This window comes from Streptomyces sp. NPDC030222 (genome assembly GCF_055573115.1).
On record NZ_JBVICA010000042.1, the window covers coordinates 1 to 12,878 of the forward strand.

Below are 12,878 nucleotides of genomic sequence, written 5' to 3' on the forward strand. Positions count from 1 at the left end.
TCCGCACAAGCAGAAGTGGCCGACGCGGTTATTCCCGCGCCGACCACTTCCACCCGTTTACTGCTGTGATACCCGCTGAACCTCGGATTAACCGCCGGTTAGGCGGAGAATCCCACCGCGCTCACGTAGTGGTATTCACCCCAGTCGGTGCCGATGTCCATGAGCCAATCGCACCATTCGTCTTCCAGGCCGTCCAGGTCGTCCTCGGCCCAGCACGCCACGATTTCATCCCAGCGCCGAATGTTCAGGGACCGGTGGGTGATATCGCGCTGGCGTGAGGCCCGCACCCCGGACTGATCGAGCGGCGAGAGTTCCACCCGCGTGCCTCCATTGGCGTTGAGCCGCTTGAGAAGGTCCTTGGAGATGTTCCGGCGCCGGTAGTCCCAGTAGGCGTCGTCAATCTTGTTCAGGTTGGCCCTGTTGGGCGTCTGCGTCTCTGCCAGCCACCCGATGAGGGTGCGGACGCTGACGGAGATCCCGGCGCGCTCCATGGCCTCGTAGCCGCCCGGGGAGGCGGTGAGGTAGCGGAGGCGGGCGGCCAGGCCGCGCTCGCTGTCCACGGGGGACGCGATGCCGCCGGCCAGGATGTCGAGCTGGATGGCGACGGCCAAGCTGGACTTGAGGCCGCGGGCGCCGTACTTGCCGAAGTCGTGAACCCTGCCCGGCATTACTCACCCTCCCCGATCTCGTATTCGTCCTTCACCTTCACCTGGGAAACTCCCCGGCCCTCGGGAAAGACCTGCTGCCAGTCACCGACCACGTGCAATTCGTCGGTGCCCGCCATCTTAACAATCGTCAGCCCGGAATTGTGGGCCTTCATTGCCTTCATCCAGAGGTTCGAGAATGCCTGGGAGCGGATGATGTGCATCCAGTCCGGGCGCCGGATGTCGTGATTGGCGTTCGACTCACCGATGGTGGAAACGAACTTGGAGTACATCGACTTCACGTATTCCAGGGTGACTTCGTCGCCGGAAGCGATAGCGGCCTCTCGTGCGTCCCGCAGAGTGCGCCGGAACTTCTCCAGAAGATTCTCACTCGCACCCGAGGTGTACGACTCGTGGATAACCGGAGCCTCACACAGCCGACCGTACTTCTCCGTCGAAAGCCGGAGCAGCAGGCGCAGTGTCGCTTCGGTAATCCAGACCTGGCCCGGTTCCTCGCGGTCGCCAAGGGGGTTGGGAAGCTCGGGGTGGTTCCATTCCGGCGGCGTGACGAGGTGCACTCCAGAACGGCGCGGATTGTGCTTACCGTCGGTGCTGTGCTGCAACGCGCCAATCGGGAGATGGGTTTTGAGCGCGGAGAGGTAGGCGCCGTTCATATCCAGCGCGGTAACCGTCTGCCGGGGGCCCTTGCGAATCAGGTCCTTGCGGATGAACTTCGGTCGGGCCTCCCAGATTTGGTCAGAGCCCTTGGACGACGTCTTCTTGAGAACGTCGAGCATGGGCAGGTAGGAGGTGTGCTCGTACCGGGCGCCGGTCCGGCAGACGTCCAGCAGCTTCATGGCGTCCGGGATGGCGCGCTTCACCAGAGCTGCGGTGGCCGCCTCGACGTCGCCGCCGTGCGCCTCCAGGGCCTCGCTGACGGCCTGGCCGATGAGGTTCGGGACCTCGGCCGGCGCCTGCACCGGTCGCCGCTCCTCACGCTGCCCAGGCACCGCTGTGCCTTGCTGTTCCTGGGCAGCAAGGTTCCTGGAATCCTGGGATCCCAGATTCCCCGGATCCTTCGGTACCTGGATCTCGGCCGCTTCCAGCAGGGCCTGGAACGTGCCCGCCTGGACATCGGTCACGCCATCGGTCACAGTCTGGCCATCGGTCACGGCCTGGGCGCCGGGCGCGCCGGGCTGCTGCTGCTCCTGGTCCTCGTCCTCATCCGGACCGCCGTACGCTTCCTCGGCCTTGGAGACAGAGAAGCAGTACATACGCCGGGGGATACGGTCCGAGGCACCGCGCAGCGTGCGGGAAATCTGCCGCCGGTCGTTCTTTCCATCACCCGGGACAAGAACCCCACGGTTCTTCATGTCGGCGATGCAAGCTGACACGTTCTCAATCTCGGCTTTTCGCGCGATGACTTCCAGACAAGCCGGGATAACCCACAACTGATCTTTGGTCGTGAATCCCTGGATCTGGGACCGCATTTCACTTTCGAGAAGTCCCGGTACCCGCTCAATAGCCGGAAACTCCGAGGGGGCGACCCGCGCGGCGTCGAGTGCGTCCCACAGCCGCTGACCCGCCGGGAGGTGCGCGGCGACCGCCGAGACCGTGGCGGCGTCCAGCAGCTCGCGCGCGGCGGCGTCTGCGGCCTGGGCGAGTTCGGGAATGTCGATGACCTTCCCGAGGATGTGCGCGCCGACCACCCAGGCCGCGTGCATCCCGGCGATGGTGCCGGCCACTCCGCCGACGTGCGCGCCGTACGCGTTGGCCAGGCGCCGGTGGAGGCGACGCCACTTGGCGAGGGACTCCGCGGAGTACACCCCGGCCCGGATCGCCCACTCGAACGGCCAGCCAGCGAAGTCCGAGGCCTGGCGCTTGAGCCACTGGGACAGGTGCTCGGCCTCGGCGCTGGGCTGCACGACCTGGCCGTCGGTGTTGACGAAGACGTTCTGCCAGAACGGGCCGGTGACCTCGTACAGGCGGCTGGCCAGGTCCTCGGTCTGCCCGGGGCGGCGTAGCGGCCGGTTGGAGCTGGATCCCAGCAGGGAGTGGAAGCGGCCGTTGCCCGGCATCACGGTGCCGTCCTTGCCGCCGGTGGTGCGGGTGGCTCCGGCGACGATGACGGACAGCAGCTGCTCTCCGGCGGCCAGGTTCAGGGCCAGGCTGGAGAACTCCTCGCGGAAGATGGGCAGAAACCGGACCTCGCGCAAGAGCTGGGGCAGGCCCTGCTTGGAGGTGTCCCAGCCCTGGAACAGCTTCTGGGTGTCGCCGCGGATCGAGCCGTACAGGCAGGCCTGGACGACCTGGGTGGTGGACTTGCCGCACTGGCCCTCGCCCACGAGGTTCAGGATGCAGGCGGGCAGGCCCAGCACTTCGAGGAGCGGCGCGGCGAACGCGGCGCCGAGCACGAGGGCGGTGGGCCCGTGCCCGTGACCGAAGTAGCCGGCCATCGCCCAGAAGTCGCGGGCGGCGTCTTCCTCGCCGCAGGTGACGCGGTAGCCGATGTCCTGGGCGGTGGCCTCGGGCATCACCAGCGAGCCGTCAGCGGCGCGGGAGACGCGGGAGGGGACCTCGGGGGTGTCGAGCGACTGCTTGCGGATCATCGTGGCGAACGCCTGGACGGCGTCACGGCCGGACGGCTTCTGCACGCCGATCTTCCCGGCCCAGGTCCCGGTGTCCAGCTCGTCCTCGCTGACGATGCGGGGTCCCTCGATCGTGTCGATCAGGTAGCGGATGCCGTTGTGCTTGCCGTCCTCGGACCGGGCGGTGACAAGGCCGATGACCTTGGGCACGAAGCCGATCACCAGCGGCTGGCCGCCACGAGCCGGGCTGTGCATGATCGCCCGGTCGATCTTGTTGTAGTACCACCCGGCGCGCATCCCGGCGATCGGCTCAAGCACGCCGAACGTGGTCGATGGCGGCTGCTGCGGTGTGGCGTCACCCTCGTCTGTCGGGGTGGGACGCTTCTGCATGTATGGGGCCTTCCTGACAATGCAGTAGCCCGCTGCTGTGGTGGTGAGGGAGAAATCTCCCCTACACTCGACAGCGAACTACGAGACGTTCACGCGAGGCCTTCGGGTAGGTGCTGGTAACACCGATGACCCGGGGGTCTCTCGCGTTTTCTGGATCAAGTAGCGGAGAGCCTACGCCCTGTACCGGACAGGTCAGTCCTGGGCCAGGATCTGAGGCACCCGCACGCTGACGTAGCGGTCGTGGTCCTTGTGGACCTGGAGACGTCCAGAGGCCCACGGGTCCCAGTCCGGGTGGTCCTTCGCGAACTCCCGTGACGCACGAGCGTGGGCGCGGTGCCGGGCGTTGTACGACTCTTCTGTCATGGTCTCGCCACCTCCTGTGTGCTGTGGATCTATAGGCGGACTACCCCTTGACCGGCTCGGATTCATAGGCGGTCAAGGGGGGTGAAGCCTTCGACTAGGCGGTTGCCTCGTCACCCTTCCGACCCGCCGGGCGCTTGGGCCGGACCTCGATGCCGGCCTTCTGCAACCAGCCGTAGAACACCCCAGTGCTGACCTGGGCTAGATCTTGGGTCCGTCGGCGGGGAGCGCCGATGCGCACGGCGTTGACGGCCGCGACCCCGAGGGGTTTGAGCAGCTCATCGGCCTGCCTCAGCAGCTCGGCGCGGCGCTTTCCCAGGTCGGCTACCTCCCTGAGGGCGGCAGCCTGCTGTTCTTCTCGCAGCGTGCGGTCGTCGTTGGTCACGAGGAGAGCCTATCTCATCAAGCACGCCGCGTGCAGTACTTGCACGGACCGTGCTTTACGTGTCATGGTGGTGATGCCCCGGAAACGAGGCGGCCCCGGCAGGGTGGTGAGACACCCGCGCCGAGGCCTGAGACCACCCCACCTACCTGAATTAGGAGGGCGATCCTGTGTTGGATCGTATCGGTCGCCGCACGGCGATGGAGCAGCGCATGGTCCCGGTGACCATGCACGGCAAGACTCACCACATCCGCGAGGACGTGCCCCCGCCGGCCGCGCCGCGCATCCCGGTCGACTGGGAGCAGCGGGCCCTGGCCGCCGCCTTGGCCGTGACCGGAGCGCTGACGTTGGCCTCGATCGTGTGGTCCACGGTGAGCATCGGGAACCTGCTGCACGGCGGGGTCGGCTACGCCGCCGCGGCCGTGTTCGACGCCTCGTGGGTCGTGGTGCTGCTGATGGAGTACCTGGGCCGCTACGACAAGCAGCGCCGCAAGCGGGCCCGGGTCCTGGGCTGGCTGCTGCTGGTCTTCACGATGGGCGCCATCGCCGGTGACGGCCTGGCCCAGGACGACATCGGCCTCGCGATCTGCGGCGCGGCCGTGAGCCTGGTGGCCAAGCTGCTGTGGCTGGGCGTCCTCGGGTACGTCCACCGCGACCTCTCCCCGCAGGCTGCCGGATGGGTCGCGGCGGAGCAGGACGCCGCCGCGGCCGAGCTGGCCATCGCCGGAGTGGACCGGCGCGTTGCCCGGTCCCGTGCCCAGGCCACCGCGCACCGCCTGGCCATTGAGCACCTGTACGGGCCCGGAGCCACCCACGAGGTCACCCGCGCGCCGCACGCCCAGGACGTCATCGACGTCGAGCCCGAGCCGGACTCCGACGAGCTGCGCCGGGCGGTCGCCGACCAGCTCCGGGCCCGCGAGATCGCCTCCGCCCAGGGCTACGGCCCCGCCTGGCACGCCGCCTCCGCCCAGGCCGACGCCTCGATGCAGGCCGCGATGGACGCGGGCTTCCCGCCCCGCCAGGTCCTGGAGAAGGTGGAGTCCTACCGGCCTTCCGGCATCCGCCGGAACGTTCCGGAAGCTCCGGAAGTCCCGGTATCCGCGCAGCTCAGGACGCCGGAACCCGTCCCGGTCTTCCGGAGCGAGACCCCGGAGCGTCCGGAGCAGGACGAGGCGGAGGCGGAGCACGGCTACCCGGAGCCGGAGCCGGGCGAGCGGGTGCCGGAGCAGCGCCCGCCGTCGAACCTGCGGGCCGGAGTGCACGCCCTGTACGCGATGGGCATCACCGACGTGGACGACATCGCCCAGCGCCTGGCGGGCGTGCTCGGGGCGATGCCCAACACGGCGAGCGTGGACCGGTACGTGCGCGAGGCCAAGAAGGCCGCGGCGTCCTCGAAGGGGCCGGCCGAGCCGCGCGACGGGGACGGAACGGGGTTCTACCGGTGAGCGAGTACCACGAGGGGCGGACCACGATCGTGGTCCTCGACCCCAACACGTCTCCGGCGAACAGCCCTCTGCGGCGCGCGCTGCAGAACTACCGGGGCCAGGTCGTCACGGTGTGGCCCGAACCGGCCGCATCCCGCCCGGTGTCGGCGCCCGCAAGCCGCTGATCTGCAATTCCGGGGCGGGTGTCCGCTCCGGCCCCTACCCTCGCCACATCCACCCCACCAATGACCGGTCCCGGCGGGACGACTCCCCGCCGGGACCACCCCCACTGAATCCCTGTCAGGCAATCAGGAGGTGCGTACAGCATGACGACTCCAGAAGCCCAGGCACAAACCCCCGCCGCGCCAAGCGAGTCCGGAATCGCTCCGATGACACAGCACGGCCCGGACGCTACGGCCACCGCCCCTACGCCGACCGCTCCCGAGTCGGCCCCGGCCCCGGAGGAGGTCAGCACGCCGGGTGGTCTGCCCGTCGTCCCGGCCGTGACCGTGGGCACCACGGGCACGATCGCCACCGTCTCCGCCACGGGACTGGCCGCCGGGGGCGGAGCCGCCCTGCTGCTGGCCGGAGCCCTCGCCCTGGTGCCGGCCGTGGTCGCCGTGGCGCGGGCCCCGCGCCTGGCCGGCGGTCGGGCCGGGACTCCCCGCCGTTCCGGCGGTGTTCCCACCCAGCGACCGGCCGCGCGCCCGGCGCCCAGCTCCGCTCTGCGTTCCGGCGGTGCCGCGCTCCGGCGCTCCGGCGGTGGCGGTCGTGCCTCCGGCTCCGGCTCCGGCTCCGGCGCGGGTTCCTCGCGCGCTGGCCGCTCGGGGGCAGGCCTGGGGGCCCGTGCCGCCCAGCACGCCGCGGCGGTGCGTCAGGCGCGCCGTCAGAGCGCCGCTCAGACCGCCCAGGTCGGACGGACCGCCGCGGGGGCCCAGAAGACCGCAGCACGCCGCCAGTTGGCCGACGGGCGCCGCGAGGCCCGGCAGCAGCGCCGCGCCCAGCAGCAGAACTCCGGCGCGGGCACCCGGGGCCCCATGTCGCTGTCCAAGGGCACGGGAGCGGGCGGCAGGCACCGCGCGCCCAACTCCGGCCGCCAGGGCCCCCAGAGCGCATCTGGGGGGCGCGGCGGGGCCGTTGGGCGCATGTGGAGGGCCGGGCGCGGTGCTGCGGCCCAGACCCTGGCCCGTGCCCGGCGCCGGAACACCACCGCCCCCGCCAACACCGCGCCGAAGGCCGGCGGGAGCAGCACGCCCAGGAGCACGAGCACCCCGGGGCGCGAGCCGCGCGGGTTCCTCGCCCGCCGACGCGCCGCCTACCGGCAGGCCCGGGACCAGATCCGCGACCGCTGGCGCGCCCAGGCGCAGGCCCGCATCGAGGAGCGCGCCCGCACCCGGGCCCGGCGCAACGCGCTGCGGCGCAGTGCGGCCCGCTTCCAGGCCCGGCGCGCGCTCGCCGCGCTGGCCGCCACGCCGCTCGGGGTGCTGTCCATGGCCCTGTGGCCGCTGGCCAAGCTGCTGCGCATCCGGCCGCCGCGCTGGGGCCGGGCGGTGTGGCGCGGACTCACCCGGGCGGCCACCCAGGCCCGGGTGGAGCGGGACATCGCCGCGTACCAGGAGCACGACCAGGCCGAGGCCGACCGGGCGCAGATGGAGCGCCCGCGGCCCGGAGACGTTGACCGACCCCGCCGCGCCGGCGCGGTCGAACCCACCACCACACAGGAGGCAGACGTGACCCTCGGATTCGACTTCCGCGACGCCGCGGCCGAGATGCTGACCCAGGCCCAGAGCGCCGAGCCCGGCGGGATGATGCAGGTCCTGGCCCAGATGGAGACCCTGCCCGAGGCCATGGCCGCCATCGCGGAGACGTTCGCGACCGTGGCCGCCCAGTGCTCGCCGGACAACATGCCGCTGCACCCGGCGGTCAACGACGCGCTGTCGGACCTGCACAAGCAGCTCGTCTCCTGCGTGGACGCGGCGGAGGCGGTGGGCGAGCTGTTCCACGCCCACCACGAGGCCGACATCGCACGCCACACCGACGGGCGCACGGCCGAGGAGCTGTGGGACGTCAGCCGCAACGAGGAGTGAGAACTCCCCCTGCACCACCCGGCGGGCGCGCCGGAGCGCGCCCGCCCGTCCCACACCACCCACCCACCGACCGAGGGAGTCCTCATGGCCCGGAAGACCGCCGCTGACCACCGCGCCCACCTGGCTCTGGACTGGGCCGCCCGCCACGGGCCCGTCTCCGGCCCGCTCGCGATGGCGACCACGTCCATGGCGGTGGCCAGCACCGGAGCGCTCACCCACATGCCGTCCGGCTGGCCGCTGGCGGTCGGCGTGGTCGGTGCCGCCGCGCACGGCATCGGCGCCGGCCTCCGCAAGCGCCTGGGCCGCTTCAGCCTCGCCACCCGGGCCGCCGGATGGCTGCTGTCCTCCGGCTGGACCTCGGTCGTGATCGCCTCCGACCCCGCCGAGTGGACCGGGCAGCAGGCATGGACCGCGCTGGCCGCCCTCGCCGCCATCACGGTGGGCATCGGCGGAGCCGCCTACGCCGCCGAGGTCCGCGAGGAAGCCGCCGACGACGCCGCCCGCGCCTTGCAGGCCGCCATGGCCGAGGCCGAGATCGCGCGCGCCGACTGGAAGACCATCGACGCCTGGATGGCGCTCATCCAGCAGGTCACCCGCGTGCCGGTGGAGTTCGGGGGCGGGTTCACCCGGCGCCCCAACGGCTCGGGATTCGCCATGGAGATCAGCCTCCCGATCGGCATCACCTCCGACCGCATCGCCGGATACGCCCAGGCCCTGGCCGAAGCCGCCCGACTGCCGACCGGCTGCCTCGTGCGCATCGAGCGCGCCGGGAAGCAGGGCCACATGATCCTGGACATCGACACCCACGACATGTCCGCCCTCACCACCCGCTACCCGATCGAGGACGCAGGGACGCCGCTCAGCGTCAACGGCCCCGTTCCCTGGGCGGTGGACCGCTCCGGCCACCCCGTCGAACTGCACCTGCGCGAGGCCTGCGCGCTCATCATCGGCCCGCCCGGCAGCGCCAAGACCACGCTCCTGGACGGCATCGTCGCGTCGTTCGCTCGCTGCACCGACGTGATCGTGATGGCCATGGACGTGGGCAAGCGGTGCGCCGACTTCAAGCACTGGAACCGCCCCTGGCTTGAGGCCGCCGGCCACATCGACCCGCCCGCGGGCACCCCGCGCCCGCCCAAGGACACCCGGCCCGTCATCGACTGGATGGCCACCACCCTGGCCGAGGCCGAGACCATGCTGGACGCCCTGCTGGCGATCGGGGAACGGCGCCTGGCCGACGCGGCCAACACCAAGCTGCTGCACGTCACCGCACAGCAGCCGATGATCTTCTGCATCATCGACGAGGGCGCCGAGATGCTCGCCTACGAGGGCCGCGACCCCGTACGCAACCGCGTGCGCACGAAGATCGTGGCCGTCATCCGCACCCTGCGCGCGATGGGCATCCGGCTCATCCTCACCGCGACCGACGGCAACGTCTCCAGCCTCGGAGACAGCGCCATCCGCAAGTACTCCCCCGTCCGAGTCGCCCTCACCGCCACCGACTCCGAAGGTGCCTCCGTGGCAAAACTGTTCGGCAGCGTCAAGGGAATCGACGCACGACAGCTCCGCTCGAAGGGATCCGGAGTTATCGGCGCCGTTACCGGCGACCCGGACACCGAGATTTACCCGACCGCAATGCGAACGTTTCTCACCGATTCGAGCCTGCACCGCGAAATCGCTATCCGCACGAGCCAATTCCGTCCCCAGCTCGAAAAGTCGGCGGCAGATGCAGCCGGAGACGCCTACCTCGAAAGGTGGTCACCGGAGAACATCACCCGGCTTATCAGCTCCATCGGCGCGACGGAAAGCCAGAGTTCGGAGGCAGGTACGACCACGCGCGGGAAGATCGAATATCGGCGCACCCTCAACCTGCCCTCCCGGCCGGTGGACGGCAGCGAGCCCGCCCAGGCCCCGAAGCAGGAGGAGCCCCAGCAGCAGCCCCAGGACGACCGGCCGCTGACGGACGCGGACCTGTCCAAGCTCCTGGCCGCCCTCGACAAGATCCCCGAGGCAACCGAGGCCGACCGCCCGGCGCCCCGACAGGAGCGGCCCGAGCCGACCGAGGAGCACAAGCCGGCCGGACCCGCCTGGCTCCCCCAGGCCATCGACGCGATCCGCGCGAGCGGCGCCGACGGCATGAAGGTGGGCGCCATCGCCGAGATCGTCGGCCTCGACCGCAAGACCGTCCGGACCGCGCTGCGCGCGTGCGACGAGCTGGTCTACAGGGACAACGGGCCCCATTCCTGCTACGTCCACCGCGACTACGCCTGACCACGCAGAGCTACCGGGTAGTGGGTAGTGGGGCGCTCCCCACTACCCGGCAGGACGCCTCCAGTGGATCGCGCGGACGGAAACCCGCTCTACAGCGGCCCCCCAGTACCCACTACCCAGTACCCACTACCCAGTAGGTGACCACACTCCGTAACGACCAAGAGCGGGCCTCGTCCGGGATCGGACGGGGCCCGCGGCACGTCCGGCACCCGCCGCCCGGCCACCGCAGACACCCACCTCTTTGTCCGGCTGACGCGTACAAAGAGGTGTCGTCGCGCGGAAGGGGCTTGCCCAGGCGGGGTGATCTGGGCGAACGGGCCGACCGCCGAAACGGGGGGTCCCACTCCCGGTCCAACCCCCGGTCCCCCGCCTAGAGCACCTGTGCAGGCAACCGTGCAGCCACCCTTCGGTGCAACCCTCGCGCCCGGCCGCCGGCCTTTCCCCGGGGCCTGGGCAAGCCTGGGCTTGCCCACCGGCCGGAGAGGCTTGCCCAGGCCTCGGGAGGCTTGCCCATGGCCCTGGGCAAGCCCTGTCCTCGGGGGCCGCCTCGGACGTCGGCACGGGTCCGGCTTCGCTCAGACCCCTCTGTAGAGAAGTAGTCGGCGCCCGTCACGTCCCGCTGGGACCCCTTGACATGCAGGTCAGACCCCTTGACCACCACTCACCGCGCCCGGTCTGGGGGCAAGTTGTAGGGCAATCCGTAGAGCAAGTTGTAGGGCAAGTTGAAAGGCATGTTGTAGGGCCAGTTGTGAGGCAAGCTCACCAGGAAGCTTGGGAACTTGCTCGCTGGGATGCTTGCTGCCACTGTCTGGCCTGACGAATCCCCACTTCCACCCCCGGAAGCAGGCAGGAATGACAGCCCTCCCACCCCACGTCGCCGTCGCCAACCACAAGGGCGGCGTCGGCAAGACCGCGCTCTCTCACGGCCTGGCGGTCGCCGCGGCCGAGGCCGGCCACCGCGTCCTGGCCATCGACATGGACCCCCAGGCCAGCCTCACCCGGCGCCTGCGGGCCCAGATCAGCCCCGACCCGGACGAGCACCTGAAGGCCAGCCTCGCCCACGTCCTGGAGCGCCCCGCCGTGGGCGAGATCGAGCGCATCCTCGTCCCCTGCGGCTACGGCGGCATCTACGCCGACCGCATCCGCATCGCGCCCTCCCACCTCGACCTGGAGCTGGTCGTCCGCAGCGCCGCCCAGGCCGCGAGCGAACGCCGGCTGCTGCGCGCACTCGCGGGCGTGGCCGAGGGGTTCGACCTCGTCCTCATCGACTGCCCGCCCCGGCTGCTGTGCCACCTCACCGACCTCGCATGGACCGCGAGCGACGTTCTCCTCATCCCCTGCGAGGGCGAATACGAAGCCGTACAGGCCGCGCGCCGCGTAAAGGAAAGGGTTATCGCGGACCGCGACACCCTCAATCCGAAACTCGAAATCGCGGGAATGGTCGTCAGCCGGTACCGCTCGAACCTCACTCTCCACCGCCAGCGCGCCGGAGAGATGGAAAAGATCGTAGGCGCCGAAGGAATGTGCCCGACTCGTCTCCCCGAGTACGTCTCATTCAAAAAGGCGACCGAAAACGCGCGCCCGCTCACGGAACTCGGACCCGAAGAACGCCAAATGGCATCGCTATTCCGAGACGTCTACAAGTGGAGTCGCGACCGCATCGACACCGTAATGAAGGAAGCCGCCTGATGCCCGCCTATGAAGAAGTCTCCGAAGAACGCCAGCTTCCTACCCGTCCGCCGAAAGCCCCGGTGAACAACAAGACGGATGAAGTCGCCATCACGACCACCATTCCGACGCCCCTGCGTCGGAAACTCACTCTGGCTCTGGCGGTGCATGAGGTGAAGCTCAAGGATGCCGTCGCCGAGGCCATTGAAGCCTGGGTGGAGAAGCACCCGCCCCGACTCTGACGAACCCCTTGCGCGTTGCGCACACCCCGTGCGACAGTCTTCCTGTGCGCAACGCGCACACCACCTACAGGGGAGGAACCGTCATGTCCGTGAACGTCACCAAGACCGCCGGAAACCGCGCCGAGATCACCTGGGACCCCCAGCAGGACGACCCCCGCGGCTACCTCGCGCGCTCCATCGAGGGCGACCAGCTCGCCTACGCGCTCGAAGCCCTCGGCGCGAGCGAGGCCGGCCTCGCCGGTGAGCCCATCGCCGACGAGGGCCAGGCCCTCGCGGCCGCGATGCACACGGCCGGTCTCGCGCAGCTCCTGGAGCGCCGCGCGGCCGTCCAGGTCGTCCAGCTCCGCGACCACTACGGGCTGTCCTGGCGCCGCATCGCGGCCGTCCTGTTCGAGGACGCTGAGAAGCAGTCCAGCGTCCGGCGCATGTACGAGTCCGGCCGGCGCCACATCGGCATCTGACCACCACACCCCGGGACAGCAGGGTTCCAAGCTTCCCAGGATGCTTGGAACCCTGCTTCACAGGAAGCCAGGACCCTTGTTCCGCTACCTCCGCCGACGTCGCCAGGAAGCCGCTCAGGCCCGCGAGGCCGAGCACCACCGCCGCGTCATCATCTCCGCCACCGACACGGTGATTTCACGGGTTATCAGAGACCCCGTGGAAGTCGAGTTCAGCAAGCTCTACCCCGCAGATGTTCAGCGCGAATGCCTGGAAAGCTTCGGCCTTTGCATCCCGGAATCCGTCGCCCGTGAATTCCTTTCCTGGCGACTCCAGTTCAGGGGCTACAACCCGCGCTATTTCATGGGCGGATAGGCTCGCCGGAGC

12 protein-coding genes are annotated in these 12,878 nt (G+C 70.1%); 8 read left to right on the forward strand and 4 right to left on the reverse strand.

Annotation, left to right across the window (positions count from 1 at the left end; all coding sequences use genetic code 11):
- Positions 1-98: 98 nt before the first annotated feature.
- The 4 genes from ACZ4Z5_RS32840 to ACZ4Z5_RS32855 form a co-directional block, all read right to left on the reverse strand.
- Positions 99-668: a transcriptional regulator gene (locus tag ACZ4Z5_RS32840; RefSeq protein WP_468269849.1), complete on the reverse strand. Its 570-nt coding sequence runs from the start codon at positions 666-668 to the stop codon at positions 99-101.
- A complete protein-coding gene (locus ACZ4Z5_RS32845; RefSeq protein WP_468269851.1) occupies positions 668-3,622 on the reverse strand; it encodes a DUF927 domain-containing protein in 2,955 nt (984 codons plus the stop codon). Before ACZ4Z5_RS32845 ends, ACZ4Z5_RS32840 begins: the two co-directional genes overlap by 1 nt.
- 192 nt (positions 3,623-3,814) lie before the next feature.
- Positions 3,815-3,985 (reverse strand): hypothetical protein, encoded by a 171-nt coding sequence (locus tag ACZ4Z5_RS32850; protein ID WP_468269853.1) that lies wholly within the window; start codon positions 3,983-3,985, stop codon positions 3,815-3,817.
- Positions 3,986-4,079: 94 nt separating this feature from the next.
- A complete protein-coding gene (locus ACZ4Z5_RS32855; protein ID WP_468269855.1) occupies positions 4,080-4,367 on the reverse strand; it encodes a hypothetical protein in 288 nt (95 codons plus the stop codon).
- Positions 4,368-4,534: 167 nt separating this feature from the next.
- On the opposite strand from ACZ4Z5_RS32855, the gene ACZ4Z5_RS32860 reads away from it, so the two are divergent.
- The 8 genes from ACZ4Z5_RS32860 to ACZ4Z5_RS32895 all read left to right on the forward strand — a co-directional run bounded on the left by ACZ4Z5_RS32860 (position 4,535) and on the right by ACZ4Z5_RS32895 (position 12,866).
- Positions 4,535-5,809 carry a hypothetical protein gene (locus ACZ4Z5_RS32860; RefSeq protein WP_468269857.1) on the forward strand — a complete coding sequence of 425 codons (1,275 nt, stop codon included), beginning with the start codon at positions 4,535-4,537 and terminating at the stop codon, positions 5,807-5,809.
- On the forward strand, positions 5,806-5,973 hold the full coding sequence (locus ACZ4Z5_RS32865; protein WP_468269859.1) for a hypothetical protein: 168 nt from the start codon (positions 5,806-5,808) through the stop codon (positions 5,971-5,973). Before ACZ4Z5_RS32860 ends, ACZ4Z5_RS32865 begins: the two co-directional genes overlap by 4 nt.
- Positions 5,974-6,177: 204 nt before the next feature.
- A complete protein-coding gene (locus tag ACZ4Z5_RS32870) occupies positions 6,178-7,875 on the forward strand; it encodes a hypothetical protein (RefSeq protein ID WP_468269861.1) in 1,698 nt (565 codons plus the stop codon).
- Positions 7,876-7,959: 84 nt separating this feature from the next.
- The gene (locus ACZ4Z5_RS32875) at positions 7,960-10,143 is read left to right on the forward strand and encodes a P-loop NTPase family protein (protein ID WP_468269863.1); all 2,184 of its coding nucleotides are present in this window, start codon (positions 7,960-7,962) and stop codon (positions 10,141-10,143) included.
- Positions 10,144-10,995: 852 nt separating this feature from the next.
- Complete coding sequence (locus tag ACZ4Z5_RS32880) at positions 10,996-11,832, forward strand: ParA family protein (RefSeq protein WP_468269865.1); 837 nt, start codon at positions 10,996-10,998, stop codon at positions 11,830-11,832.
- Positions 11,832-12,053, forward strand: coding sequence for a hypothetical protein (locus tag ACZ4Z5_RS32885; protein ID WP_468269867.1), 222 nt, complete (start codon positions 11,832-11,834; stop codon positions 12,051-12,053). Before ACZ4Z5_RS32880 ends, ACZ4Z5_RS32885 begins: the two co-directional genes overlap by 1 nt.
- Positions 12,054-12,136: 83 nt before the next feature.
- Positions 12,137-12,514, forward strand: a complete 378-nt coding sequence (locus ACZ4Z5_RS32890; protein WP_468269869.1) for a hypothetical protein — start codon at positions 12,137-12,139, stop codon at positions 12,512-12,514.
- Positions 12,515-12,590: 76 nt separating this feature from the next.
- The gene (locus tag ACZ4Z5_RS32895; protein WP_468269871.1) at positions 12,591-12,866 is read left to right on the forward strand and encodes a hypothetical protein; all 276 of its coding nucleotides are present in this window, start codon (positions 12,591-12,593) and stop codon (positions 12,864-12,866) included.
- Positions 12,867-12,878: the final 12 nt, after the last annotated feature.

What these genes read in the sequence shown, in the direction of transcription:
- ACZ4Z5_RS32840 (WP_468269849.1), bottom strand. Translation starts at nt 668, where the DNA reads ATGCCGGGCAGGGTTCACGACTTCGGCAAGTACGGCGCCCGCGGCCTC.
- ACZ4Z5_RS32885 (WP_468269867.1), top strand. Translation starts at nt 11,832, where the DNA reads ATGCCCGCCTATGAAGAAGTCTCCGAAGAACGCCAGCTTCCTACCCGT.
- ACZ4Z5_RS32875 (WP_468269863.1), top strand. Translation starts at nt 7,960, where the DNA reads ATGGCCCGGAAGACCGCCGCTGACCACCGCGCCCACCTGGCTCTGGAC.
- ACZ4Z5_RS32890 (WP_468269869.1), top strand. Translation starts at nt 12,137, where the DNA reads ATGTCCGTGAACGTCACCAAGACCGCCGGAAACCGCGCCGAGATCACC.
- ACZ4Z5_RS32870 (WP_468269861.1), top strand. Translation starts at nt 6,178, where the DNA reads ATGACACAGCACGGCCCGGACGCTACGGCCACCGCCCCTACGCCGACC.
- ACZ4Z5_RS32850 (WP_468269853.1), bottom strand. Translation starts at nt 3,985, where the DNA reads ATGACAGAAGAGTCGTACAACGCCCGGCACCGCGCCCACGCTCGTGCG.
- ACZ4Z5_RS32880 (WP_468269865.1), top strand. Translation starts at nt 10,996, where the DNA reads ATGACAGCCCTCCCACCCCACGTCGCCGTCGCCAACCACAAGGGCGGC.
- ACZ4Z5_RS32845 (WP_468269851.1), bottom strand. Translation starts at nt 3,622, where the DNA reads ATGCAGAAGCGTCCCACCCCGACAGACGAGGGTGACGCCACACCGCAG.